The 23,519-nt window shown below is 65.8% G+C and carries 23 protein-coding genes and 2 pseudogenes; 15 read left to right on the forward strand and 10 right to left on the reverse strand.

The window, feature by feature from the left end:
• Positions 1-77: 77 nt before the first annotated feature.
• The 5 genes from cprA to KHO27_RS08815 all read right to left on the reverse strand — a co-directional run bounded on the left by cprA (position 78) and on the right by KHO27_RS08815 (position 7,544).
• Positions 78-1,235, reverse strand: coding sequence for a cationic peptide resistance protein CprA (cprA, locus tag KHO27_RS08795; RefSeq protein ID WP_214501628.1), 1,158 nt, complete (start codon positions 1,233-1,235; stop codon positions 78-80).
• A gap of 364 nt (positions 1,236-1,599) precedes the next feature.
• Positions 1,600-2,280, reverse strand: coding sequence for a ligase-associated DNA damage response endonuclease PdeM (gene pdeM, locus KHO27_RS08800; protein WP_214501629.1), 681 nt, complete (start codon positions 2,278-2,280; stop codon positions 1,600-1,602).
• Positions 2,281-2,284: 4 nt separating this feature from the next.
• On the reverse strand, positions 2,285-4,879 hold the full coding sequence (locus KHO27_RS08805) for a ligase-associated DNA damage response DEXH box helicase (RefSeq protein WP_214501630.1): 2,595 nt from the start codon (positions 4,877-4,879) through the stop codon (positions 2,285-2,287).
• On the reverse strand, positions 4,879-6,534 hold the full coding sequence (locus tag KHO27_RS08810; protein ID WP_214501631.1) for an ATP-dependent DNA ligase: 1,656 nt from the start codon (positions 6,532-6,534) through the stop codon (positions 4,879-4,881). Before KHO27_RS08810 ends, KHO27_RS08805 begins: the two co-directional genes overlap by 1 nt.
• Positions 6,534-7,544, reverse strand: coding sequence for a ligase-associated DNA damage response exonuclease (locus KHO27_RS08815; protein ID WP_214501632.1), 1,011 nt, complete (start codon positions 7,542-7,544; stop codon positions 6,534-6,536). The genes KHO27_RS08810 and KHO27_RS08815 overlap by 1 nt, the downstream gene beginning before the upstream one ends.
• A 173-nt stretch (positions 7,545-7,717) precedes the next feature.
• Between KHO27_RS08815 and KHO27_RS08820 the strand changes: the two genes are divergently transcribed.
• A complete protein-coding gene (locus KHO27_RS08820) occupies positions 7,718-8,182 on the forward strand; it encodes a PA2171 family ribosome-binding persister protein (RefSeq protein WP_110699193.1) in 465 nt (154 codons plus the stop codon).
• Positions 8,183-8,206: 24 nt separating this feature from the next.
• Here the strand turns inward: KHO27_RS08820 and KHO27_RS08825 are convergent.
• Positions 8,207-8,500 (reverse strand): annotated as a pseudogene (locus KHO27_RS08825) (DUF421 domain-containing protein); the annotation flags it as partial.
• Complete coding sequence (locus KHO27_RS08830; RefSeq protein ID WP_214501633.1) at positions 8,501-9,004, reverse strand: CinA family protein; 504 nt, start codon at positions 9,002-9,004, stop codon at positions 8,501-8,503.
• Positions 9,005-9,190: 186 nt separating this feature from the next.
• Between KHO27_RS08830 and KHO27_RS08835 the strand changes: the two genes are divergently transcribed.
• Entirely contained in the window at positions 9,191-9,424 is a 234-nt protein-coding gene (locus KHO27_RS08835; RefSeq protein ID WP_214501634.1) for a PLD nuclease N-terminal domain-containing protein, read from the forward strand.
• Between the two features lie 9 nt (positions 9,425-9,433).
• Positions 9,434-9,583: a hypothetical protein gene (locus KHO27_RS08840; protein WP_178082014.1), complete on the forward strand. Its 150-nt coding sequence runs from the start codon at positions 9,434-9,436 to the stop codon at positions 9,581-9,583.
• A 16-nt stretch (positions 9,584-9,599) separates the two neighbouring features.
• Here KHO27_RS08840 and KHO27_RS08845 read toward each other — a convergent pair whose 3' ends face one another.
• Entirely contained in the window at positions 9,600-10,430 is an 831-nt protein-coding gene (locus KHO27_RS08845; protein ID WP_110699189.1) for an alpha/beta fold hydrolase, read from the reverse strand.
• Between the two features lie 122 nt (positions 10,431-10,552).
• Between KHO27_RS08845 and KHO27_RS08850 the strand changes: the two genes are divergently transcribed.
• Positions 10,553-10,990, forward strand: a complete 438-nt coding sequence (locus tag KHO27_RS08850; RefSeq protein WP_110699187.1) for a MerR family transcriptional regulator — start codon at positions 10,553-10,555, stop codon at positions 10,988-10,990.
• A 32-nt stretch (positions 10,991-11,022) separates the two neighbouring features.
• Here the strand turns inward: KHO27_RS08850 and KHO27_RS08855 are convergent, their stop codons facing one another.
• Positions 11,023-11,973: an acetoacetate decarboxylase (ADC) gene (locus tag KHO27_RS08855; protein ID WP_371926830.1), complete on the reverse strand. Its 951-nt coding sequence runs from the start codon at positions 11,971-11,973 to the stop codon at positions 11,023-11,025.
• Between the two features lie 197 nt (positions 11,974-12,170).
• On the opposite strand from KHO27_RS08855, the gene KHO27_RS08860 reads away from it, so the two are divergent.
• The 3 genes from KHO27_RS08860 (at position 12,171) to katB (ending at position 15,563) form a co-directional block, all read left to right on the forward strand.
• Positions 12,171-13,397, forward strand: coding sequence for an NADH:flavin oxidoreductase/NADH oxidase family protein (locus tag KHO27_RS08860; RefSeq protein WP_111532342.1), 1,227 nt, complete (start codon positions 12,171-12,173; stop codon positions 13,395-13,397).
• A 46-nt stretch (positions 13,398-13,443) separates the two neighbouring features.
• Positions 13,444-13,857, forward strand: a complete 414-nt coding sequence (gene arfB / locus KHO27_RS08865; protein WP_110699183.1) for an alternative ribosome rescue aminoacyl-tRNA hydrolase ArfB — start codon at positions 13,444-13,446, stop codon at positions 13,855-13,857.
• 164 nt (positions 13,858-14,021) lie between these two features.
• Complete coding sequence (katB, locus tag KHO27_RS08870; protein WP_214501635.1) at positions 14,022-15,563, forward strand: catalase KatB; 1,542 nt, start codon at positions 14,022-14,024, stop codon at positions 15,561-15,563.
• A 127-nt stretch (positions 15,564-15,690) separates the two neighbouring features.
• Here the strand turns inward: katB and KHO27_RS08875 are convergent.
• Positions 15,691-15,924 (reverse strand): annotated as a pseudogene (locus KHO27_RS08875) (MurR/RpiR family transcriptional regulator); the annotation flags it as partial.
• A gap of 521 nt (positions 15,925-16,445) precedes the next feature.
• Between KHO27_RS08875 and KHO27_RS08880 the strand changes: the two are divergent.
• The 8 genes from KHO27_RS08880 to KHO27_RS08915 all read left to right on the forward strand — a co-directional run bounded on the left by KHO27_RS08880 (position 16,446) and on the right by KHO27_RS08915 (position 23,501).
• Positions 16,446-16,679 carry a hypothetical protein gene (locus tag KHO27_RS08880; protein WP_214501636.1) on the forward strand — a complete coding sequence of 78 codons (234 nt, stop codon included), beginning with the start codon at positions 16,446-16,448 and terminating at the stop codon, positions 16,677-16,679.
• Between the two features lie 127 nt (positions 16,680-16,806).
• The gene (locus KHO27_RS08885) at positions 16,807-17,076 is read left to right on the forward strand and encodes a DUF3077 domain-containing protein (protein WP_214501637.1); all 270 of its coding nucleotides are present in this window, start codon (positions 16,807-16,809) and stop codon (positions 17,074-17,076) included.
• 193 nt (positions 17,077-17,269) lie between these two features.
• A complete protein-coding gene (locus KHO27_RS08890; protein WP_111532459.1) occupies positions 17,270-19,249 on the forward strand; it encodes a cytochrome D1 domain-containing protein in 1,980 nt (659 codons plus the stop codon).
• Positions 19,246-19,899: an SCO family protein gene (locus KHO27_RS08895; protein WP_111532340.1), complete on the forward strand. Its 654-nt coding sequence runs from the start codon at positions 19,246-19,248 to the stop codon at positions 19,897-19,899. The genes KHO27_RS08890 and KHO27_RS08895 overlap by 4 nt, the downstream gene beginning before the upstream one ends.
• Entirely contained in the window at positions 19,896-20,552 is a 657-nt protein-coding gene (locus KHO27_RS08900) for an SCO family protein (RefSeq protein ID WP_110704228.1), read from the forward strand. Before KHO27_RS08895 ends, KHO27_RS08900 begins: the two co-directional genes overlap by 4 nt.
• Positions 20,553-20,586: 34 nt before the next feature.
• Complete coding sequence (locus KHO27_RS08905) at positions 20,587-22,068, forward strand: cytochrome c/ABC transporter substrate-binding protein (RefSeq protein ID WP_434729428.1); 1,482 nt, start codon at positions 20,587-20,589, stop codon at positions 22,066-22,068.
• Between the two features lie 19 nt (positions 22,069-22,087).
• Positions 22,088-22,729: a SurA N-terminal domain-containing protein gene (locus KHO27_RS08910; protein WP_214501639.1), complete on the forward strand. Its 642-nt coding sequence runs from the start codon at positions 22,088-22,090 to the stop codon at positions 22,727-22,729.
• 238 nt (positions 22,730-22,967) lie between these two features.
• On the forward strand, positions 22,968-23,501 hold the full coding sequence (locus KHO27_RS08915; RefSeq protein WP_214501640.1) for a response regulator: 534 nt from the start codon (positions 22,968-22,970) through the stop codon (positions 23,499-23,501).
• Positions 23,502-23,519: the final 18 nt, after the last annotated feature.

Here is a 23,519-nt window from a genome sequence, read left to right on the forward strand (position 1 = left end):
AGGCCTTACTAATTGCGCGGTCCCTGTGGGAACCGGCTTGCCGGCGATAGGCTGCGTAGCAGCCCCTGTGACGCTTATTACTTGAAATCCCACTGCATCTGCGTGGCGATGCTCACACCGCTGGACGACCTGACACAAACGTCCAGGTAGTCGGTAAAGCGTGGCGGCATGGCAATGCCTTCTTCCAGCAGGCGGCTGTTGTCGAACAGGTAGTTCAGGTCGGCAAAGCCGCTGTACAGGCGCAGTGCACGCAGCACCAGCCGTGGGTTGGCCGGGCCGATGCGGGTTTCGAAATGGCTGGCGAGCGATTTGAGGTCGTCCGCCTCGACCTTGCGATAGCGCTCGCCCACCGGCTCCGCGCCATTGGCCAAGGCGAAGGCCTGGTCGATCTCGGCGAAGGTGCAGGCCGAATGATGGCCGGCGGAGATATGGTAGAGGTCATGACCCAGGCGGGGCTTGAGCGCCAGGCCGATCAGCGCTTCGGCGCAGTAGTCCACCGGGATCACGTCGATCTGCTCGTCCAGGCCGCAGGTGAAGCTTTCCAGGGCGAAGCCCATGCGGAACACCCAGAAGATGCTGCCCGAGGCCTGGCAGCCGAGGCTGCGGTGGCCGACCACGATGGATGGCCGCGCCACCACCAGCGGCAGGCTGGGCAGCTCTTCACGCATGCGCCGTTCGATCTCCGCCTTCGAGGCGGTGTAGTCCACCAGTTGCTGCGCGGCCTCGGGAAACTCCCACGATTCGCTGATCGGTGACTCGCGCTGTGGGCCGCAGCACATGGCGGTGCCGACGTGGAGGAAACGCTTGAGACGGCTTGAGCGGCTCAGCACCTGGGCAAAGGCGTAGGTGCCCTCGACGTTTACCGGCCAGATATTGGGGTTCTTCGAGAACGAGGCCACGGCGGCGCAGTTGATCACCCGGTCGACCTGCATCAGGCGCGGGGTCTCGCGAGCCAGCCAGGCGGTGTCGAGGAAGTCGCCGCAGAGGATCTGCGCTTCGCTCAGGGCCTGGCTCTGGCTGTCGTCGACACCGTGCTGGCGCAGGTTGTGGCGCAGGCGTTGCAGGCCCTGCGCCGGGTTCTCGGCGCGAACGAGGAAGCACAGGGCCTCGGCATGCCCTTCGGCGATCATCTGGGCGGCGACGGCGCCACCGAGAAAACCTGTGGCACCGGTCAGCAGAATACGCTCCTGGGCTGGACACGGGAGGGTGGGCGTATGAATGGCGGGGGTGTTCATAGGTTTCCTCGGCAAGTAATTTGCCAGTGCTTCATTCTTTGGAATGGGTGGGAAAGTTACGTGAAAAGTTTGCTCGTGCGACTAATTCAAGTCCGGAGCTATTGGGTTTTTGATAAACATGGCGCGAGCCGATATCACCTCGGTAAGCGCGTCGTTTGGGAATCATGGCCCTGCACCGCGCAGGCAGATAGCGGCGAAGAGCAGGGCGGCGAGCCATTGTCTGGCGGGGCGATGGTTATTTCAATTAACTGTTGGCGCAGTTATGCAGGTTTTTGGTGAAACAATTTTAATGGGCTATGAGCAGGTGTAAGCAGCTGTATCGAATGTGTAAATATATTTAAATTGCACACGGTTAATTTTTTTATCACTTCAATTGTTCGGGCACTTCCCAGATCCCTCCATCACCGATGACATAGACCCGCTGACCCGTTCCCGGCTGCAGCGTCATCGCGCCGGTGAAGCTGCCGAACGACGGCAACAAGGTCAGGTGCTCGCCGACCAGGAAGCAGGGCAGGCGCACTTGTTGGCGGCCACGGCCGCGCAGGCGGTACGCCGGATGCACATGGCCCGCCAGTACATGCCGCTGTGGGTGCGCGCAGGGCTCGTGGTGCAGGGCGAACGGGCCGAGCGGCAGCGGCTCGGCCACCACCTCGATGCCCAGCCCGGCCGGTGGATCACCGGCCTGTCGGTCATGGTTGCCGCGCACCAGGGTGATAGGCAGCGCCGAATGGCGGGCGCGCCACTCGGCAAGCGCTGCCAGGGTTTGCGGGGTTCTGCCTTTGGCGCTGTGCAGGAAATCGCCGAGAAATACCAGGTGCTGGCAGGCAAAGCGCTGCAGCAGGGCATCCAGGCGTTGCAGGTTGCAGGCGGTGGTGCCACTGGGCACTGGCTGGCCCAGTGCCCGGTAGCCGGCTGCCTTGCCCAGATGCAGGTCGGCGATCAGCAGGGTCCGCCGCTCTGGCCACCACAGGGCTTTTTCCGCCATCAGACAGAGTTCGGTGCCGGCCACCTGTACGGTGATGTGCGAAAGATGGGTGCTGGCCATGGCCTCAGGACCGCTGCCTGGCCGGGCGTGGCCGGCCGTCCTTGCTGCGCCTGGCCTTGCGCGCGCGGCCAGGTTCACACGTGTCATCCTCGACCATCAGCGTGGTCAACGCCGCAGGCTCCTGTGCCCCGGCACCTGCGGCCTGCTCCAGGTCGCTGACCATGCGCCGGATCCGGTCGGCGAGTTTTTCCGAGCTGAGGCTCTCGCGAAAGCGCTCGACCATCAGCGGAAAGGCGAACGGTGTGGCGCGCCTGATGGTCCGCAGTTGCAGCGGCAGAGGCTGCAAGCGCTGCAGGGTCTGGCGCAGGCGTTGCACATCCAGTTCCTGGCTCAGCACCTCCTGGCGGGCCTGGGTCAGCAGCAGGTTGTCCGGGTCGTGCTGCCTGAACACATCGAAGTACAGCCCGCTGGAGGCCTGCAACTGGCGCGCGCTCTTCGGTGCACCGGGGTAGCCCGTGAACACCAGCCCGGCGATCCGGGCGATCTCGCGAAAGCGCCGGCGCGCCAGTTCGCCGGCATTGAGGCTGGCAAGCACCTCGGGTAGCAAGTCATGGCTGTCGAACAGCGCCGGGGTCAGGGCGCCGGCATAGTCGATGGCGCTGGCGCATAGCAGCTCCAGGCCGTAGTCGTTGACCGCGATGGAGAAACTCAGCGGTGTATCCCGGGCCAGGCGCCAAGCCAGCAGGCTGGCCAGGCCCAGGTGCACCGAGCGCCCGGCGAAGGGATAGAGAAACAGGTGCCAGCCCTCGCGGGACTTCAGGGTCTCGGCCAGCAGGACGTTTTTGCCAGGCAGCGCCGACCAGGCTTTCTGCACCTCCAGCAACGGGCGCAGCAGGCGCATTTCCGGGCCTTGGAAGACACCCTGGTCCGCCGCGTCCAGTTCGGCCAGCATCGCCTCGGCCAGTTCGCCCGAGAGCGGCATGCGCCCGCCGTTCCAGCGCGGGATGGCGGCCTTGCGGTCGCTGGCGCGGCGCACGTAGACGGTCATGTCGCGCACTTCCACCAGCTCAAGCGTGCGGCCCGCGAACAGGAAGTGGTCGCCTGGGCGTAGGCGGGCGATGAAGCCTTCCTCGACGCTGCCCAGCGATCCGCTGCCGCCGCGGGCCCAGAACTTCACGGTCAGGCTGGCATCGCTGACCAGGGTGCCGATGCTCATGCGGTGACGGCGTGCCAGGCGTGCGTCGGGCACCCGCCAGCGGCCTTCGGCGTCCGGCTCGGCGCGGCGGAAATCGGGGTAGGCCGTGAGCGAGAGACCGCCGTGGCGGATGAACGCCAGGGCCCATGCCCATTGCGTGTCGCTCAGGTCGCGGTACGACCAGGCGCTGCGCACTTCGGCGAGCATGTCCTGGGCCTCAAAGCCATCGCCGAGGGCCATGCTCACCAAGTGCTGGACCAGCACATCCAGTGGCCGCTCGGGGGCCTGGCGCGCCTCGACCTTGCCCTGGGCCACCGCCCTGCGTGCCGCCGCCGCCTCCAGCAGCTCCAGGCTGTGAGTCGGTACCAGCGTGGCACGCGAGGGCCGGCCCGGGGCGTGGCCGGAGCGCCCGGCGCGCTGCATCAGGCGTGCCACCCCCTTGGCCGAACCGACCTGCAGCACGCGCTCCACGGGCAGGAAGTCCACGCCAAGGTCCAGGCTTGAGGTGCACACCACCGCCTTCAGCTGGCCTTTCTTCAAGGTCAGCTCCACCCAGTCGCGCACCTCACGTGACAGCGAGCCATGGTGCAGTGCCAGCAGCCCGGCCCAGTCGGGCCGCGCCTGCAGCAGTGCCTGGTACCAGGTCTCCGCCTGCGAGCGGGTGTTGGTGAACACCAGCGTGGTGGCGCTGCCCTCCAGTTGGTCGACGACTTGCCCGAGCATGCGCAGGCCCAGGTGTCCGGCCCAAGGGAAGCGTTCGATGGCGGCCGGCAGCAAGGTGTCGATGCGCAGGTCCTTGGCGTCATGCCCCTGCACCAGGCGGCCCGCCGGCATCAGCACTTGCCGGGCATGCTCCAGGTTGCCCAGCGTGGCCGAAAGCGCCCAGACCATAAGCGACGGCTGCCAGCAGCGCAGGCGGGCGAGGGCCAGTTGCAACTGCACGCCCCGTTTGTTGCCGAGCAACTCGTGCCATTCGTCCACCACCAGCATGCGCAGGCCGGCGAACGCCTCGCGTGCATTGGCCTGGGTCAACAACAGGGTCAGGCTTTCCGGTGTGGTGACCAGGGCGCTGGGCAGGCGCCGTGCCTGGCGGGCGCGTTCGGCGCTGCCGGTGTCACCGGTGCGCAGGCCGATGCTCCAGGCGATCCCCAGGTCATCCAGGGGGGCCTGCAGCGCCCTGGCCGTATCGGTGGCCAGGGCACGCATGGGGGTGATCCACAGCACGGTCAGCGGCGCCATGGCAGGCTTGCCGCGACCTGCTGACGAGGGCAGGGAGGTACACTGCCCGGCGAAACGATCCAGCGCGGCGAACCACACCGCATAGGTCTTGCCGGCGCCGGTGGCGGCGTGCAGCAGCCCCGACTCGCCGTCGGCCACGGCTTGCCAGACGGCCTTCTGGAAGCTGAACGGCTTCCAGCCGCGCTCGGCGAACCAGCGGCTGGAAGGCTGGCGGCGCTTGACCATCACAGCAGCCCCTGCAAGGTGGCCAGCGTGTCAGCCTGTTCGATGGTCTTGTCGGTGCGCCAGCGCAACATGCGTGGGAAACGCACCGCGATGCCGCTCTTGTGGCGCTTGGACAGGGCGATGCCTTCGAAGCCCAGTTCGAATACCAGGGTCGGCGTGACGCTGCGTACCGGGCCGAACTTGTCCACCGTGGTCCTGCGCACGATGGCGTCGACCTTGCGCATCTCTTCGTCGGTGAGGCCGGAGTAGGCCTTGGCGAAGGGCACCAGCACCCGTTCGCCCGGCGCGCTGTCGTCCCATACCGCGAAGGTGTAGTCGCTGTACAGGCTGGCGCGCCGGCCATGGCCGCGCTGGGCATAGATCAGCACCGCATCGATGCTGAACGGGTCGATCTTCCATTTCCACCACAGGCCCAGGTCACGGGTACGACCCACGCCGTACAGCGAGTCGCGGCGCTTGAGCATCATGCCCTCGACACCCAGCTGGCGCGAGGCCTCGCGCTGGCGGGCGAGCGCCTGCCAGTCGTCGCCGGTCACGCGCGGCGACAGGCGCAGGCGGGCATCGCCGATGCTATCGACCAGCGCCTCGAGCTGTTCCCGACGCTGGTCCTGGCTGCGGCTGCGCCAGTCTTCGCCTTGCCACTCCAGCAGGTCGTAGGCCAGCAGCGCCGCCGGCAACTCGTCCAGCAGCCTCTTGCCCAAGGTCTTGCGCCCGATGCGTTGTTGCAGCAGGGCGAACGGCTGGACGCCGAATGTCTGTTCGCCGCTGTCGGATGGCGCCTTCCAGATCACCAGCTCACCATCGAGCACGGTGCCGTCTGGCAGGGCGGCGGCCAGGCGGGCGAGCTCGGGGAAGCGCTCGGTGATCAGCTCCTCGCCCCGCGACCACAGCCAGGCACACCCATCGCGTTTCACCAGTTGGGCGCGGATGCCGTCCCACTTCCATTCCACCAGCCACTCCTGGGGCGGGCCGAGCACCGCGTCGAAACGCTCGAGCGGCTCCTGTAGCGGGTGCGCCAAGAAGAACGGGTAGGGCTGGCCACCGCGCTGGGCATGTTCCTCGGCGGACTCCTGGGCGATCAACGCCAGGTAGCGCTGGGGCGTCGGCTGGTGCGCAAGGTCGGTGTAGCCGACCATGCGCTGCGCGACACGCTTGGCGTCGACCCCGGCCAACGCGGCCAGGGCGCGGGTCACCAGCAGTTTCGAGACGCCGACGCGAAAGCCACCGGTGAGCAGCTTGAGACTGACCATCAGGCTTTGCCGGTCGAGCCGCGCCCACAGCGCCTGCAAGCGCGGCGCGAGTTCCTCGGGGGGCAGGCCGCGCAGCGGCAGCAGTTGCTCCAGCCACCACTGCAAACTTTCATCCGCGACCTGGGTGGACTCTGGCAGCAACAGCGAAAGGGTTTCGGCGAAGTCGCCGACGGCCTGGTAGCTCTCCTCGAACAACCACTCGGGCAGGCCGCACAGGCGAATCGCCAGGTCGCGCAGCACACGGGTCGGCACCACCTGGCGGGGGCGCCCGCCAGCGAGGAAGTACACCGCCCACGCGGCATCGGCAGGTGGCGCGGCAGCCAGGTAGTCTTGCAGCGCGGCGAGCTTGGCATTGCTCGAGGTAGTGGCGTCGAGCCGGGCGTAGAGTTCGGCGAAGGCTCTCATCAGGTAGTCGGCTCCAGGCTGTCGTCTTCCTCGCCGTACTCGGTCTGGAAGGCTCGGGCATCCAGGCCGCGCTCGGTCAGGTAGCGAACCAGCACGTTGACCTGGCCGTGAGTGACCATCACCCGCTCGGCGCCGCTCTGCTCGATGGCCCAGAGCAGGCCAGGCCAGTCGGCGTGGTCGGAGAGCACGAAGCCCCGGTCGACGCCGCGCCGACGGCGCGCCCCGCGCAGCAGCATCCAGCCGCTGGCAAAGGCATCGCTGTAGTCGCCGAAGCGGCGCATCCAGGTGCTGCCCCCCGCCGAGGGCGGGGCGAGGATCAGCGCCTGGCGCAGCAATGGGTCGCCCTTGCTGGTCGCCGTGGCGGGCAGAGTTTCCGGCAGGCGCACACCGGCGGCGCGGTAGACCTGGTTCAGCGGCTCCACCGCGCCGTGCACCAGCACCGGGCCAATGTTGGCATCGATGCCGTGGAGAATCCGCTGGGCCTTGCCGAAGGCGTAGGCGAACAGCACGCTCGGACGCCCGGCGGCGGCATTGGCGCGCCACCATGCGTCGATGTCGGCGAAAATGCAGGCCTGGGCTTGCCAACGGTAGATTGGCAGGCCGAAGGTCGATTCGCTGATGAAGGTGTGGCAGTGCACCGGTTCGAAGGCTTCGCAGGTGCCGTCTGGCTCGACCTTGTAGTCGCCAGAGGCGACCCACACCTCGCCGCGGTATGCCAGGCGCACCTGGGCCGAGCCGAGCACATGGCCGGCGGGGTGAAAGCTCAGGGTCACGCCGTGGTGCGCAAGCGGCGTGCCATAGGGCAGGGTCTGCAGGTCGATGTCCTCGCCCAGCCGCGCGCGCAGTATCCCGGCGCCGGGCGCCGCGGCGAGGTAGTGGCGATTGCCGCGCCGGGCATGGTCACCGTGAGCGTGGGTGATCACTGCCCGATCGACCGGCCGCCAGGGGTCGATGTAGAAATCACCGGGTGGGCAATACAGCCCTTCGGGGCGCGCGACGATCAGCTCCATGGCTCACCTTGGCCTGGGGGTTAACAGCTCAGAGCGTCGGCAGGCGCATCAGGTTCATAGTTCGTTGCAGGCAATGCACGTGCTGCCACCGTTCATCGTCTCTGTCGAACACCTCGGGCGGGCGTGGCTCAACCGGAGGCAATGCCCATTCTCGATAACCGACGAGGTCTGCCATGAATGCCATCGAATTGCTGGAGCAAGACCACAAGCACGTGAAGAAGCTGCTCGACGAGCTGGCGGCCACCACCGAGCGCGCGGTAAAGAAACGTGGCGAGTTGCTGGCGCGTATCGAGCAGGAGCTGAAGATCCACACCGAGCTCGAAGAGCGCATCCTCTATCCGGCCATCAAGCAGGCCGGGGGCCGAGAGGAGGCAAAGATGTACCACGAGGCCAAGGAGGAGCACCGCACGGTCGATTCGCTGGTCCTGCCCGACCTGCTGGGTACCGCCACCGACACCGTCGAGTTCGCAGGGCGGGTCAAGGTGATGAAGGAATTGCTCGAGCACCATATCGAGGAAGAGGAGGGCGAGCTGTTCCCGACCGCGAGGAAATTGCTCGGTAAACAGGCGCTGGAAGACATGGGGCAAGCCATGCAGGCGCAGAAGAAGCTGCTCGGGGCCGCGCAATCCGCGGCCTGAAGCGGCGTCAGCCGGCGGCAGGGTTCACTCCTGACGGATGATCGAGACCTTGCCGTTGCGCTCGACGATGGCAAAATTGATCTGCTCGACCCGTTCGATGCCTTGGCTGTCCCTGGCCGATTCGAGGATGTCGTCTTCGGGCAGGCGCGCCCGACGCATGCGGCCATGGAGGAAGCGACCATGCTCGACAACCAGGGTCGCGTGACCGTCGAGCAGCCTGGCCAGGCGCCGCGAGTTGAGCTTGGCCAGTGACAGACCGACGTCGAGCACGATGAGCGTGGCGATTACCAGCATGGCGTTGGTAAACGAAAAGTCATCTCAGGCGCGCTCGCCGCGCAGCCAGCGTTGGTGGTAATGGGCCAGCCGGGCAAGGCCGAACAGCGCGGCCTGGCGCATCACCTCGGGGCGTTCGCCAAAGAAGCGCTGGGTGCAGGTGAACACCGCCAGCGGTTCGCCGGCGAAGGCCCAGGCGAAACACAGAGTGCCCGGGGGTACGCCGGCTTCGGGGGAGGGGCCGGCGACTCCGGTGGTGGCGATGGCGACACTGGCCTGGCTATCGCGCAGGGCGCCGCGAGCCATTTCCCAGGCCACTGCCTCGCTGGTCAAGCCGAATCGTTCGATGGTCTGCGGATCGACCCCGAGCAGCCGCTGCTTGGCCTCGGGAGAGTAGACCACGTAGCCGCTCTCCAGCACCTCGCCGGTGCCGGGCTCCTCGGCCAGCAACGCGACCATGGCACCGGCGGTGCAGGACTCAGCGGTGGTCAGCAACAGGTGATGCTGCTTGAGGTAGTCGAGGGCGGCGCGCACCGGGTCCTGTCGCATCGTAGTCAACTCACGGGTCTGTTGAGCGATGGACGCTCGCGCCTGTGGTTTGGTTCAGCGCCACTGCGCGGCGCCCGTTCATCCCGTGCACAGGATCCGCGCTGAACTTTGCCGACGTCCGGGGCTTCCTCTGTTCAAGGTTGTCGTGTCCATCTCGGACAGGCGCCTGGAAGAGGAGGGTAGGTCATGAGTGACCCCGTGACGTACTTCTGGATCGCCGTGTTGGCGATCATCTTGCTGGTCGACCTGTGGGCGATCGTCAGCGTGTTTCGCAGCGACAAGTCCGATGGCGTGAAGGTCTTGTGGTCGCTGCTGCTGGTGGTGTTCCCCGTGGTCGGGCTGGCCATCTGGGGTGTCGCCGGGCCGCGAGGCATCAAGCGTGGCACGGGACCGACTTCACCCGAACACAGCAAAGGCTAGGAGAAACGCATGAAACAGCAGGATGATCGTCGCCCGCGCGTACCTGCGGGCGAAGCCGAGCGCGACAACGACGCCCATCGGCCAGACGGCTCCACCGGCACCCGGCATGACTCGACGGCGCAGAAGGCCGCGCGCGGCAAGGGCCGGCGCCAGGGCTGAGCGCCGGCCCGGCCTGTCAGCTACGGAAGAAGGTGAGCAGGTCCTGGTTGATCACATCGGCGTGGGTGGTGGGCATGCCATGGGGGTAGCCCTTGTAGGTCTTCAGGGTGCCCTTGGGCAGCAACTTGGCCGACAGTGGCCCCGAATTGTCGTAAGGCACGATCTGGTCGTCGTCGCCATGCATGACCAGCACCGGCACCGTCACCTTTTTAAGGGACTCGGTGAAATCAGTCTGGGAGAACGCGACGATGCCGTCGTAGTGCGCCTGGGCGCCGCCCATCATGCCCTGGCGCCACCAGTTGAGGATCACGCCCTGGTCCGCCTTGGCGCCGGGACGGTTGTAGCCGTAGAACGGCCCCGCCGGGATATCGTGGTAGAACTGCGCGCGGTTGGCCTTGAGCTGGGCCTGAAGGTCGTCGAACACCGACTTGGGCAGGCCACCGGGGTTGCTGGCGGTCTGCACCATCAGCGGCGGCACGGCGGCGATAATGGCGGCCTTGGGCACCTTGTCCTCGGGATGGCGGGCCATGTAGTGGATCACCTCGCCACCGCCGGTGGAGTGCCCGACATGAATCGCCCCCTCGACACCCAGGTGCTTGACCACCGCCGCCACGTCGTCGGCGTAGTGGTCCATGTCGTGGCCGTCCCAGACCTGGCTCGAACGGCCATGGCCACGGCGGTCATGGGCGACCACGCGGTAGCCTTCGGCGACGAAGAACAGCAGTTGCGCGTCCCAGTCGTCGGCGCTGAGCGGCCAGCCGTGATGGAAGAAGATCACCTGGGCGTCCCGCGGGCCCCAGTCCTTGTAGAAGATCTCGAGTCCTTCCGGGGTTGTGACGTATGCCATTTCGCGTCTCCTGATTCTTGGGTGAGGAGCTAGTGAAGGCGGGCAAGTGAGCGTTCACTGGCCACCGGACAACTCTAGGATTAAAGTGCACTTCAAGGTCAATGCAATTGCAAAGGTGCTGCATGAGAATAGGAGAGCTGGCCAAGCTCACGGGCCTGGCCCCGTCGCGTATCCGCTTCTACGAGGCCAGTGGGCTGATCAGCTCGGTCGAGCGCAAGGCCAATGGCTATCGCGACTACGACGCCGATGCCGTATGGGTGCTGGAGATGATCACCAACGCCCAGGCTGCCGGGTTCTCGCTGGAGGAGATCCGCCAGTTGCTGCCGGCCAAGGCCAAGGGCTGGCAGCACGATGAACTGCTCGGTGGGCTCAGGCGCAAGGTCGAGGAAATCGAACGCCTGCAGGCGCGCCTGGCACGCAACAAGGCGCAGTTGTTGCTGGTGATCGAAGGAATCGAGAGCAAGCCCGAAGGCATGCAGTGCGTGGACAATTCGCAGCGGGTGCTGGAGCGGCTGCGTGAGGAAATGGCCCAGGAACACGCGCGGGTCGCGGACCTGTAGCAGCGCCGCTGCCACAGGGGGCCTGCATCGTTTCAGTCAAGCGCCGCCAATGGCTTGGGCGCATACAGCGCGCTCTGGAACTCGGGCACATACTCGTACTTGACCATCCGCCCCAGCTGCAGATCACGGATATAGCGCGACAGTTCGCCATCACCCAGCACCAGTTCCACTGAATCAGCCTTCATGCTGGATGCATGGCTGACCTGCCGCGAGGTGGCGTAGCCGTAGGCCAACCGGCTCTGGTGGTCGAGGTTGGTGAAACTGTTGGTCACAAGGTCTGGCTCGTGGGACAACCCGTCGAGCTTCCTGGCCCTGAACACCACGTCCACCTCGCCGCTTCGCGCATCGCCGATGGTGTAGGTTACCGCCTGGGCGTCCTCGCGCCGGTCGATCCCGGTCAGCCACTTGGGCAGGTTGTAGCCCACCACGCCGCGCACCCGTGCAAGCTCGGTGTTGACCGGCAGCTTGAGCACATAGCCCCAGAAATCCTTGGCCATCGACTGCCCGACCAGAGAGAAGGGCCCGAGGTTCGCCTTGCCGGGCCTGTTGGTAATGATCGACACGGCCACCTCGTTGTAGCTGTCGTTGTCGCAATAGTCGTAGGTGTAGGCGGTGAACGCCACCAGGCCGCGCCCAGGCCATACCTGCAGGGGCTGCACCTGTTCCAGCACCGCGGCGGGTATCAACGCCCGCAGGCGTTCGAGATCGGCGGTGTAGACGGCGGTGACACGGCTGTTGCGGTAGTAGAAGTTTGGCGAGTACGACTCGAAACCCATGTCGACCCGAGTCTTCTCCAGGCCCTTGAACCAGCTCAGGTCAATGTCCGGCGCCTCGGCCTGGATCACTGGCAGCGGCGGGTTGGAGCGGTAACGGTCGTACAGCCCGCCCTTGAGCACGGGTACCGGGTGCCCGGCGATGTCGATCTGCGTTGTGGTGGCGTGCTCAGGGAGGCCATTGGCGGCGTGGGTGACGGGTATCAGCAGGGCGCCGGCCAGGGCGGTGGCGGTTCCGAGTTTCACGGTGCTGTATCTCCAGGGTAGATGATGTCGGGGCTGCGTGATCACCCTAACGTTCAACCCAACTTGAGAGTCAATGGCGAAATTTTTGCCGGTTCAGGGCTTGACCTTAAAGTTGACTTTAAAGCTAACGTCTGCGGCACCTACTTGTTGAGGTATTGCCGATGGACGTGTTCTCCCCCCTGACCCTGCCCAATGGCGCGGTCATCCCCAACCGCATTGCCAAGGCCGCCATGGAAGAAAACATGGCCGACGCCAACCATGCGCCCTCCGACCGACTGATGCGCTTGTACAAGGCTTGGGCGCAGGGTGGCGCCGGCCTGCTCATCAGCGGCAACGTCATGGTCGACAAACGCGCCATGACCGGCCCCGGCGGCGTGGTGCTGGAGGATGACCGGCACCTGGCGCGTTTTCGCCAGTGGGCCGCCATCGGCCGCTCGAAGGGTGCGCAGTTCTGGTTGCAGATCAACCACCCCGGCCGGCAGATGCCTGCGAGCCTGGGCCAGGAAACCTGGGGCCCGTCGGCGGTGGCGCTGGACCTGGGCAGCATGTCCAGGCATTTTTCCACCCCGCGGGCGATGACCCACGAAGTAATCGAAGATGTGATCCGCCGTTTTGCCAACACCGCGCGGCTGGGGGAGCAGGCGGGTTTCAGTGGGGTGGAAATCCACGCGGCCCATGGCTACCTGCTCAGCCAGTTCCTTTCGCCCCTGAGCAACCAGCGTACCGACCAGTGGGGCGGCGCCTTGGAAAATCGCGCGCGACTGCTGCTCGAGGTGGTCAAGGCGGTGCGTGCAGTGGTGTCCCCCGGCTTCGCCGTGGCCGTCAAGCTCAACTCGGCGGACTTCCAGCGCGGCGGCTTCAGCGCAGACGATGCGCGGCAGGTGGTGGCCCTGCTCAATGAGCTGGCGGTCGACCTGGTGGAGTTGTCCGGTGGCAGCTACGAAGCCCCGGCGATGCAGGGCCAGGCCAGGGATGGCCGCACGCTGGCGCGGGAGGCGTACTTCCTCGACTTCGCCCGGGACATCCGCACGGTGGCGAAGATGCCGGTGATGGTCACCGGCGGCATCCGCCGCCGACCGGTCGCCGAGCAGGTGGTGCACAGCGGGGTCGAGATGGTCGGTATCGGTACCGCGCTGGCCATCGCGCCGGCCTTGCCCCGTGACTGGCAAGCGGGGGAGGAGGCGGTGCCGGAACTGCGCCCGATCACCTGGAAGAACAAGGCGTTGGCCTCGCTGGGCAATATGGCGATGGTCAAGTTCCAGTTGCGCAGGCTGAGCGAAGCCAAGGCGCCCGATCCGCAGGTGGCGCCCTGGTGGGCGCTGCTGCGCCAGCAATGGAGCGACGCCGCCCGGGCCAGGCAATATCGGCGGCACATGGCGCGGCAGTGAAGCCAAGGAGATGTGATAATGGCCGGGCTATCACAAGAGGCACACCATGCTGACCATCTCCAACAACGTGCAGGTACCGGATGCCGAGATCGAGCTGAGCTATATTCGCGCGCAGGGCGCCGGCGGCCAGAACGTCAACAAGGTCTCCAGCGCCGTGCACCTGCGCTTCGACATCGCGGCCTCGTCGCTGCCCGCCTTCTACAAGGAGCGACTGCTGGCATTGCGTGACAGCCGCATCACTGCTGACGGCGTGCTGATCATCAAGGCCCAGCAGTTCCGCACCCAGGAACAGAACCGCATCGACGCCCTGGAGCGTCTGGCCGAACTGATCATCGGCGCCGGCAAGGTCGAGAAGAAGCGCCGGCCGACCAAGCCAACCCTCGGTTCAAAGACCCGCCGCCTCGACTCGAAGTCCAAGCGCGGCACGATCAAGGCGGGGCGCGGCAAGGTGGACTTCTGAGCTTGGCCAGGCCACCTATGCCTGCCTGTAGCATTCATGAATAAAAAACAGGATTGAAATTACCAATTGCACTGATGAGCAGGATCAATTTAGGGATCGGTCACGGGCTACTTACCCTTTTCGAGGCGCATCAAGACGCCTGAAAGAACCTTTAGGAGTACCCCATGATCCCTTTGCTCAAGCTGTTCCAACCCGGTCGCCTGCTGGTGGTGAGCAGTCTCGCCGCCAGTCTGCTGTCACTGTCCGTGCAGGCCGCGACCCTGACCCGTGATAACGGCGCGCCGGTGGGCGACAACCAGAACTCGCAGACTGCCGGCCCCAACGGCTCGGTGCTGCTACAGGACGTGCAACTGCTGCAGAAGCTGCAGCGTTTCGACCGTGAACGCATCCCCGAGCGCGTGGTGCACGCACGTGGCACCGGCGCCCATGGCCAGTTCACCGCCAGTGCCGACATCAGCGACCTGAGCATGGCCAAGGTGTTCCGCCCCGGCGAGAAGACCCCGGTGTTCGTGCGCTTCTCCTCGGTGGTGCACGGCAATCACTCGCCGGAAACCCTGCGTGACCCGCGCGGCTTCGCCACCAAGTTCTACACCGCCGACGGCAACTGGGATCTGGTCGGCAACAACTTCCCGACCTTCTTCATCCGCGACGCGATCAAGTTCCCGGACATGGTTCACGCCTTCAAGCCCGACCCACGGAGCAACCTCGATGACGACTCGCGTCGCTTCGATTTCTTCTCCCATGTACCGGAAGCTACCCGCACCCTGACCCTGCTGTACTCCAACGAAGGCACGCCGGCCAGTTACCGTGAGATGGACGGCAACAGCGTGCACGCCTACAAGCTGGTCAACGCCAAGGGCCAGGTGCACTACGTGAAGTTCCACTGGAAGAGCCTGCAAGGGCAGAAGAACCTCGACCCGAAACAGGTCGCCCAGGTCCAGGGCCGCGACTACAGCCACATGACCCACGATCTGGTCAGCGCGATCAACCAGGGCAAGCTGCCGAAATGGGACCTGTACATCCAGGTGCTCAAGCCCGAGGAGTTGGCCAAGTTCGACTTCGACCCGCTGGACGCGACCAAGATCTGGCCCGACGTGCCGGAGCGCAAGATTGGCCAGATGGTGCTCGACCGTAACGTCGACAACTTCTTCCAGGAGACCGAGCAGGTGGCCATGGCGCCGTCGAACCTGGTACCGGGTATCGAACCGTCCGAGGACCGCCTGCTCCAGGGACGGTTGTTCGCCTACGCCGATACCCAGATGTACCGGGTTGGCGCCAATGGCCTGAGCCTGCCGGTGAACCGCCCGCGTGCCGAGGTCAACACCGTCAACCAGGATGGCGCGATGAACGCCGGGCACACCGACAGCGGCGTGAACTACCAGCCGAGCCGTCGCCAGCTGCGTGATGAGCAGGCCGACGCCCGTTATGTGCAGACCCCGCTGAGCGGCAGCACCCAGCAGGCGAGGATTCAGCGCGAGCAGAACTTCAAGCAGGCGGGCGAGCTGTTCCGCTCCTACGGCAAGAAGGACCAGACCGACCTGATCAACAGCCTCGGCCAGGCCCTGGCGACCGCAGATGAGGAGAGCCGCTACATCATGCTGTCGTTCTTCTACAAGGCGGATGCGGACTACGGCACCGGCCTGGCCAAGGTGGCCAAGGCCGACCTCGAGCGGGTCCGGCAGTTGGCGGCGAAGCTGCAGGACTGAGCGGCCACTGCTGCCCAGATCCATTGACATGACATGAACCTGCGGGAACGGATTCATCGGGGCAGCCGGATCGCCGCGACCACCGGTAAATCCGTTCCCGCACGACGACCATGTTGTCCGGCGCGTCTTATTTTCTGGTGAGCTTGTCACCCGGCACATGCAGATACGACATCACGCTTTCGGTCAGCTCCGTGGCCAGTTTCACTGCCTCCTTGTTGCGCGCCATGACCCCGGCCACCAACCCTTCGATCAATGCCAGCACGGCGATGTTGGAGCTGGTCAGCACCGGATGATCGGCGGGCGCGTACAACACATGGTGGGCCATGGGCGCCAGCGGCGAGGCGGGTGAGTCGGCGTCTGCGCGGCTGATCGGTGAATGGTGTGTGTGCGGCGGATGAGTGTTGGTGGGGCTTGGGTCCTGCGTATGTATTCGTCAGTGGTGAACCAGGAATAATTACATACTACGTGGTACGTAATCTGATTGTCCGGAGCCAGTGAACGTGTAGTGGTCACCAGGTGTTCGCCGTAACCCTCGCAGCGCTCTCGAGACTGTCGTCTACACCTGGCTGCCCTGACGCGGTCGTTGCCACCCTGAAACATCAGACTTAACCGCTTCCTTGCAGGCCATTTCCCAAACATACTCCGCCCGCTTTTTTTTCATTCCAAGGGCATCTAGTCTCGCCGGGTCGCTGCACATCAGCGACGCAGCTTTGACAGGCTGCGATGAACTGAAAGCACATGGTTTTCCCTACAAGGGTGGCTGTGCGTAGGGCACGCTCGCGTGCGCCGGTCTTTTCAGTTCCTCCGGTCTGTCAACCTACGTACAGCTGCCACCATCTGTTTGACAGCAGCGTTAATGGTTGCCCACATCAGGAACTGTTTATGCTCAAGATCGTCCCCGACCCACCCACCTTCCTTGAAGACACACTGGTCCAGACCACCGAACACGTGCTCTGTGCCCTGGCCGTCGCCCAACAATCCGTCGCACTCATCTCCCGGTCTCCCGGTTCGATGCTGGTACTGGCCGCGCTGTATGAGATGGAGGTAGTGCGCACGCTGCTGGATTCGGCATTGGCGCAGTTACAGATGACCACGCAGCCGCCAACCCTGCGCTGAGTGTGAGTTGCCGGGCCGGCCCATCGCGGGGCAAGCCTGCTCCCACGCTTTGAACTCAGCTGGAACTCAAGCGGGCTTGCCCCGCGATAGGGCCGCCCCCAGCAAAGCCCTTTTCAAGAAGATCCCCATGTCGCCAGAAGCCCCCCATACCACCGCCGGCAAGACCCGCTTCTACCAAGGCGAAAACAACACCCAGCCCCTGTTCTGCATTGAGCCCGGCATTCCGTGCCAGCACGCCCGCGAACAGTCATCGGAACTGATGGACTGCGTACGTCACCTCACCCTGGTCGGGGTGATGGAGAGCGACCCGCGCATGGTCTGGGCCGCTCATTATCTCAGCGCCTTGGCCAAGGCGTTGATGGACGATGCCGAACTGGGTTTGGCGCATCAGGACTGAAAGCGGCGGGCGCAAAGCGCCCCCGTGTTTGGGGCAGCCTCCCCAATACCTTCCACTTGTTTCACCAACACTCTGATTCAAAACAATTTTATTGATGGCATAACGCTTGCTTCCACCCTCCACAGAACCCGTGAGTCCTGTGGAGGTGCAGCATGACCATTCCCCTCGAAGGCGCTACCCCATGCGTGCCGGCATGAACCGCAAGCTGCGCCCTGCATACCTGGGCTTGCTGCTGGGCACCGCGCTGATCGGCCTCGGCGTGGCCTACGAAAAGCTCTGGTGCGACCCCCGCGAACTGCTGCAGGAGGCCGCCGATCCCCAGGCCCTGCACACGCTCAGCCGCGATGGCGTCACCGTTGAGTTCGAGGCGCGCCCTCTCAGCGGCGGTGAGCTGCGTGAGGGCGACTTTGCCAATATCCGCTTCAAGGTCAGCGACCAGACCAGCGGCCAGCCGCTGTCGGGCATGGCCCCCGGCGCCTGGCTCGACCCCGCGCAGTCGGCACCGGTTGGCGACCGCGACAGCAGTTGCAAGGCGCGCGTGGCGTTGTTTCTCAAAAGCAGCATCGGCGCTCGTCCTTTGCTCGATCTGAACAGCTACTTCCTGCTGGTGTTGAACAAGGACGCCAGCCTGACGGTGATCGACCCGACCGTGTCGGTGGGCGGGGTCACCAGCACGCTGGCGCGCATCGACCTTCCGGGGCGGCCCATGGACTGGGTGGCCACCGGCGATGACAAGCAGGTGTTCGTGTCCATGCCCGAACGCAACCAGGTGGCGTTGATCGACACCGAGACCTTCACCCGCGTGGCCACCCTGGAGGCCGGCGAGCAGCCGCTGCGGGTGGCGCTGCAACCCGACCAGCGCCTGCTGTGGGTGGGCAACAACAGCCATGACCCGGCCAAGGGCGGGGTGACGGTGATCGACGTGCCCAGCCGGGCCAAGCTCAAGTCGTTCGTCACCGGCTCCGGCCACCACGAGATCGCCTTCAGCGCCGATTCGCGCTTTGCCTTCGTCAGCAACCGCGACGGCGGCACCCTGAGCGTCATCGACACCGCCCAGATGCGCCTGGTGAAGACCCTCGAAGTCGGCCCGCATCCGTTGTCGGTGGCTTACTCGCCATTGTCGCAGGCAGTGTACGTGGTCGATGGCCAGGAGGGCACGGTGCGGGTGATCGACGCCCGCAGCCACACCCTGCGCCACACGGTCAAGGCCGAGCAGGGCCTGGGGCCGATGCGCTTCAGCCAGGATGGTCGTTATGGCGTGGTGCTCAACACCCTGGAGAACCAGGCGCTGGTGATCGATGCCAGTACCGACCAGTTGCTCCATCGGATACCGGTGGCCGCCGAGCCGTACCAGCTGACCTTCACCAAGGCCTACGCCTACGTGCGTGGGCTGGCTTCGCCGAAGGTGAGCATGATCAACCTGGCAAGCCTCGGGCAGGGGCGCGAACCGATCGTCCAGGGCTTCGAGGCCGGCCCGGCGGCGCCGCGCCAGGCCGGCGACCTGCCGTTGGCCCAGGGGGTGAGCATTTCCCGCGACGACAATGCGGTGTTCGTGGTCAACCCGGTGGACAACACCACCTACTTCTACGCCGAGGGCATGAACGCGCCGATGTCGGGCTACAACAACCGCGGCCACCAGGCCCGCGCCGCGCGGGTCATCGACCGTAGTCTGCGCGAGCTGGCGCCCGGCGTGTACGGCTCGACGGTCAAGCTGCCGGCCGCCGGCACCTTCGACGTGGCGTTCCTGCTCAACCAGCCGCAGATCATCCACTGCTTCAGCACCGAGGTCGCGGCGTTGCCGCAGTCGGGCGTGCCCAAGCGTGCCCACGCCGAGTTCATCGGCACCGACCAGCCGCTGCTGCAGCACACCCCGTACCAGGCCCGGGTGCGCATTGTCGGCGAGGACGGCAAGCCGCGCCTGGGGCTTGGCGACCTGAGCTTGCGCTACTTCCTGGCGCCTTCGTCGCTGCCACGCAACGTGGCACTGGTCGAAGTGGGCGAGGGGCTCTACCAGGCGCCGCTGGAGCTGGCCGAGGCCGGCGCCTGGTACCTGCACGTACAGTCGCCGAGCCTCGGGCGTGCCTTCACCGAAGAAAACTACACTAGCCTGCGCGTCCTGCCGGCCGCCGAGGCGCCCACCGCTTCCCAAGGGGAACCCAGGAGTGTGCGATGAATCGTCTGCATGGTGGAAAACTGCTGGGCCTGAGCCTGCTGCTGGCCAGCAACCTGGCGCTGGCCCACGCCGGCCACGATCACGGCGGCACGCCCGAGCAACCGCCGGCCGCTCACCAGGAGAAAGCCAGCGTGCGCTTCGCCGATGTGGCGCTGCTCGACCAGGACGGCATGCCGGTGCGCCTGGAGAAGGACCTGGTGGGCGATCACCTGGTGGTCATGGGGTTCATCTACACCAGCTGCACCACGGTGTGCCCGGTGGTGTCGTCGATCATGAGCAAGGTCCAGCAGCAGTTGGGTGGGCGGGTGGGTGAGGAGATTCGACTGGTATCGATCAGCGTCGATCCACAGCGTGACGATTCCAGGCGCCTGGCCGGTTACGCCCGGGCATTCCAGCACGGGCCGGGGTGGAGCTGGCTGACCGGTTCACCCTATGCCATCAGCGAAACGCTCAAGGGGCTGGGCAGCTTCAGCGCCAACCTCAGCGAGCACCCGCCGTTGATCCTGGTGGGTGATGGGCGCAGCGGGCACTGGACGCGCTACTACGGCTTCACCGACCCCAATGTGCTGATCGGCGAGGTCAACCGCCTGAGCGCGCGTCGCGTGCACGCCAAGAGCACCGCCATCGCCGGCCAGGAGGTACAGCCATGAGCGCCCACACCTCCCGCCATGCCAGCATGCGCAGCCTTGACTGGCTGGTGCTCGGCGCCTGCCTGTGGATCCTCGCCTCGGTGGCGTTCGCCCACGAGGGCCACGCGCCGACGCCACAACCGGCGCCGCAGACCATGACCAGCGGCGGTGGCACCCGCGATGCGCAGACCTGGTTCACCGACACCGTGCTCAAGGACCAGGACGGCCGCGAGCTGCGTTTCTACAGCGATGTGCTCAAGGACAAGGTGGTGATGCTCAACGTGATCTTCACCCACTGCAACGATGCCTGCCCGCTGATCACCCGCAAATTGCGCGAGGTGCGCGAGGCCATGGGCCCGGCACTGGCGGCGCAGGTGACGTTCGTGTCGCTGAGCAGCGATCCTCTGAACGACACGCCAGAGGTACTCAAGGCGTTTGCGCAGAAGCAGGGGGTGGATGGTCCGAACTGGCTGTTCCTGACCGGCGACAAGGCCAGCGTCGACCTGGTGCTGGGGCGGTTGGGCCAGTTCCTGCCCAGCCCCGAGCAGCACTCGACGCAGTTGATTGCCGGTGACGTGGCAGGCAAGCGCTGGAGTAAGATCCGCCCGGACGCGCCGCCTGCAGCGATCGCCCAGCGCATGCAACTGCTGGCACAGCCGTTGGCGGGGCGCTGACATCATGGCCGCCGCTGCCAAGTGGGTCCTGCTCATGTTGTGGTGGTGCCTGTGCGGGGCAGTGCAACTGAGCGAGCAGGAGCTCGCCGGCAAACGCCTCTACCGCGAAGGCGTCTCCAGCAGCGACGCCCAGTTGCTGGCCCGGGTCGGCCCCGGGGGCATGCGCGTGCCGGCCAGCGTGCTGCCCTGTGCTGGTTGCCATGGCAACGACGGGCGCGGCCGCAGCGAAGGCGGAGTGCGCCCGCCGAGCCTGGACTGGCAACGCCTGGCCCTTGGCTCCGGCAATCGCGAGGCCAACAACCGGCGCTACCCGGCCTACACCGATGCCAGCCTGGCGCGGGTCATCCGCAGCGGCACCGACCCCGCCGGCAATCGCCTCGACCCGGCGATGCCACGCTTCGACCTGAGCCTGGCCGACCAACGCAATCTCACCGCCTACCTCAAGCGCCTGGGTGAAGACCGTGACCCCGGCGTGGAGGAGGGCACCTTGCGCCTGGGCACCTTGCTGCCCGAGCAGGGCCCGCTGTCCGAGGCCGGGCGGACAGTGCGGGCAGTGCTGGAGGATGGTGTCGCGCAGTTGAACCAACAGGGAGGCATCCATGGGCGACGCCTGCAACTGGTCGCGCTGGACCCCGGGCAGGACCCGGCCAGCACCGCACAGGCACTGGACACGCTGACGCAACGAGAACGGGTGTTCGCCCTGGTCGCGCCCCTCGCACCACTGCTCGACAGCCGCCAGCTGGAGCAGGCCGGCCTGCCCCTGATCGGTGCCACGCCGCGTAGCGGTGGCAGTGCGCAGGTGTTCGATCCCTTGCCGGGCGTGCCCGCGCAATTGCTCAGCGTGGCGCTGCATGCCCGTGATGCCCTTGGCCTGGCGCCCGCTGCCTTGCGGGTGGTGTATGCCGGCGCAGAGCAGGCCGGTGCGGCGCAGGTGCTGCAGCAGCGTTTGCTTCAACTGGGGGTCGCTACCGCGCCGCCCCTTGCGTTCATGGGCCAGGCCCCGGACGGCGAGGGTATCCTCTTCCTCGGCCACGCCCAGGCGTTCACCGCGCTGGCGTCGAGCCTGCAAGCAAGCGGGCGCAACCCTTACCTGTTCGCCGCGTCGGGCCAGGTGGCTGGTGCCGTGCCGGGGTTGGCGCCGTCCTGGTCGCAGCGCGTGCTGCTGGCCTATCCCTTCGTACCCGGCGACTGGACCGCGCAAGGCCGGGCGACCCTTGCCGGGGTGCAGTTGCGCCAGGGGCTGGAGCCGCGCCAGGCATCGTTGCAGGTCACTACCCTGTGCGCCTGGCAGTTGTTGGTCGAAGCCTTGAAGCAGATCGGGCGCGACGCCAGCCGTGAGCAGTTGCTGGTCGCCCTGGAGCAGTTGCATGACATCGATACCGGCCTCACGCCTTTGCTGGGTTTCGGCCCCGGACGCCGCCAGGGCATGACAGGTGCCCATGTGGTGGAGGTAAGCCTGCCGGGCCCTGGTTTCATTGAAGTGGCACCGTACCGAGCGATGCCGGATAGCCCTTGAGATTCAGGAGAAGATCACCATGCGCACCCTGATTGCGTGCCTGTTGTCGCTGCTCGCCCTGGCCAGCCACGCCGACACCCCGGCGGCGCGGGTCAATGGCGTGGAGATCGGGGTGTTGCGCCTAGAGCGCTACTTCAGCGAATACCTCCAGGCCCAGGGGCGGGCGGTGGCGAGCATCCGCAACCCCAATCTTTACCAGCGCCTGCGCGCGCAGGCCCTGGATGAACTGATCGACAAGGAACTGCTCTGGCAGGAGGCCCAGCGCCAGGGCATAGACATCAGCGATGCGCAGGTGACGGCGCGGGTCAGCGAGGTTGAGGCGGCCTTCGGCAGCCCCGCGGTGTTCGAGCAGCGCCTGGCGCAAGCCGGCTTCGATCGGGCAGGCTTCGCTGACTACACTCGACATGAGATGGCCGCCCAGCAGGTTTTCGCCCGGCTGAGCGCGATCGAAGAACCCAGCAGCGCCGAAGTTGCGGCCTTCCATCAGGCCAACTGGCAAAGACTGCAAGGAATGCAGAACCAAAGTGATAATACTTCTGTCCTACCAGAACACGGCCTGCGCCTGGCCGGGGACGCGCTCGTCGCGCAACTCCAGGCCCAGGCCCGGCAAGCCGTACGCCAACGTTTGCGTGATTCCGCTACAGTGGAGCGCGTCGACTGAGGGGCCTGCAGGGCTTTCCCCATAGTTGGGGAAACCCTTCAGGGCAATATGCCATCATCTTCCCCGGATATGGGGAACGGCCAGCCGCAAAGGTCTGGGGTGACCGACAAGCTTCAACGATATCAGCGACTTGAAAGCGGTAAGCAGTGAATTTTGATGCCTGGCACGAAGCATGCTCAAGCCTCTACAAGGCCGCACTTCGCAGACCGGGAGACCGGGCAGTTCATGGGAGTGGACCTTGGTGAACAGAGTATTGGTAGTCGATGACGAACAGACCCTTGCGAAGAACCTGCAAGCCTATCTGCAGGCGCAAGGCCTGGAGGTCCATCTCGCCCACGACGGTACCACGGGTATCGAAGAGGCCGAGAGACAGGCACCGGACGTGATCGTGCTGGATTACCGCTTGCCCGACATGGAGGGGTTTCAGGTCCTGGAGACCGTGCGCAGGAACAGGCAATGCCATTTCGTGCTGATCACCGCCCACCCGACCGCCGAGGTCCGTGAGCGGGCCGCCGAACTGGGCGTGACCCATGTCCTGTTCAAGCCGTTCCCGCTGATGGAACTGGCCCGCGCCGTCTTCGACCTGATGGGCATCGAGCGCCAGCGCAGAAGCACCGACCAGCCGGCCGAAGGGTACGTCGAACGACGCCAGAACAGGAACGAGTCGTTCCCCTTGCAGTTGTACGATGGCAGCTGGGTCCTGGCCGACCGCCGACGCAATGGCGACAAGCCTGCCAAACCTGACGACGAACAACTGCTCACCGGGGAATAGCGGCGCCCAAGGCCTCCA

It is taken from the genome of Pseudomonas sp. RC3H12 (genome assembly GCF_018596375.1).
Lineage (GTDB): Bacteria > Pseudomonadota > Gammaproteobacteria > Pseudomonadales > Pseudomonadaceae > Aquipseudomonas.

Bases quoted from the DNA above. Each gene is read 5' to 3' on its own strand.
- cprA (WP_214501628.1), bottom strand. From the start codon at position 1,235: ATGAACACCCCCGCCATTCATACGCCCACCCTCCCGTGTCCAGCCCAG.
- pdeM (WP_214501629.1), bottom strand. From the start codon at position 2,280: ATGGCCAGCACCCATCTTTCGCACATCACCGTACAGGTGGCCGGCACC.
- KHO27_RS08805 (WP_214501630.1), bottom strand. From the start codon at position 4,879: ATGGTCAAGCGCCGCCAGCCTTCCAGCCGCTGGTTCGCCGAGCGCGGC.
- KHO27_RS08810 (WP_214501631.1), bottom strand. From the start codon at position 6,534: ATGAGAGCCTTCGCCGAACTCTACGCCCGGCTCGACGCCACTACCTCG.
- KHO27_RS08815 (WP_214501632.1), bottom strand. From the start codon at position 7,544: ATGGAGCTGATCGTCGCGCGCCCCGAAGGGCTGTATTGCCCACCCGGT.
- KHO27_RS08820 (WP_110699193.1), top strand. From the start codon at position 7,718: ATGAATGCCATCGAATTGCTGGAGCAAGACCACAAGCACGTGAAGAAG.
- KHO27_RS08830 (WP_214501633.1), bottom strand. From the start codon at position 9,004: ATGCGACAGGACCCGGTGCGCGCCGCCCTCGACTACCTCAAGCAGCAT.
- KHO27_RS08835 (WP_214501634.1), top strand. From the start codon at position 9,191: ATGAGTGACCCCGTGACGTACTTCTGGATCGCCGTGTTGGCGATCATC.
- KHO27_RS08840 (WP_178082014.1), top strand. From the start codon at position 9,434: ATGAAACAGCAGGATGATCGTCGCCCGCGCGTACCTGCGGGCGAAGCC.
- KHO27_RS08845 (WP_110699189.1), bottom strand. From the start codon at position 10,430: ATGGCATACGTCACAACCCCGGAAGGACTCGAGATCTTCTACAAGGAC.
- KHO27_RS08850 (WP_110699187.1), top strand. From the start codon at position 10,553: ATGAGAATAGGAGAGCTGGCCAAGCTCACGGGCCTGGCCCCGTCGCGT.
- KHO27_RS08860 (WP_111532342.1), top strand. From the start codon at position 12,171: ATGGACGTGTTCTCCCCCCTGACCCTGCCCAATGGCGCGGTCATCCCC.
- arfB (WP_110699183.1), top strand. From the start codon at position 13,444: ATGCTGACCATCTCCAACAACGTGCAGGTACCGGATGCCGAGATCGAG.
- katB (WP_214501635.1), top strand. From the start codon at position 14,022: ATGATCCCTTTGCTCAAGCTGTTCCAACCCGGTCGCCTGCTGGTGGTG.
- KHO27_RS08880 (WP_214501636.1), top strand. From the start codon at position 16,446: ATGCTCAAGATCGTCCCCGACCCACCCACCTTCCTTGAAGACACACTG.
- KHO27_RS08885 (WP_214501637.1), top strand. From the start codon at position 16,807: ATGTCGCCAGAAGCCCCCCATACCACCGCCGGCAAGACCCGCTTCTAC.
- KHO27_RS08890 (WP_111532459.1), top strand. From the start codon at position 17,270: ATGAACCGCAAGCTGCGCCCTGCATACCTGGGCTTGCTGCTGGGCACC.
- KHO27_RS08895 (WP_111532340.1), top strand. From the start codon at position 19,246: ATGAATCGTCTGCATGGTGGAAAACTGCTGGGCCTGAGCCTGCTGCTG.
- KHO27_RS08900 (WP_110704228.1), top strand. From the start codon at position 19,896: ATGAGCGCCCACACCTCCCGCCATGCCAGCATGCGCAGCCTTGACTGG.
- KHO27_RS08905 (WP_434729428.1), top strand. From the start codon at position 20,587: ATGTTGTGGTGGTGCCTGTGCGGGGCAGTGCAACTGAGCGAGCAGGAG.
- KHO27_RS08910 (WP_214501639.1), top strand. From the start codon at position 22,088: ATGCGCACCCTGATTGCGTGCCTGTTGTCGCTGCTCGCCCTGGCCAGC.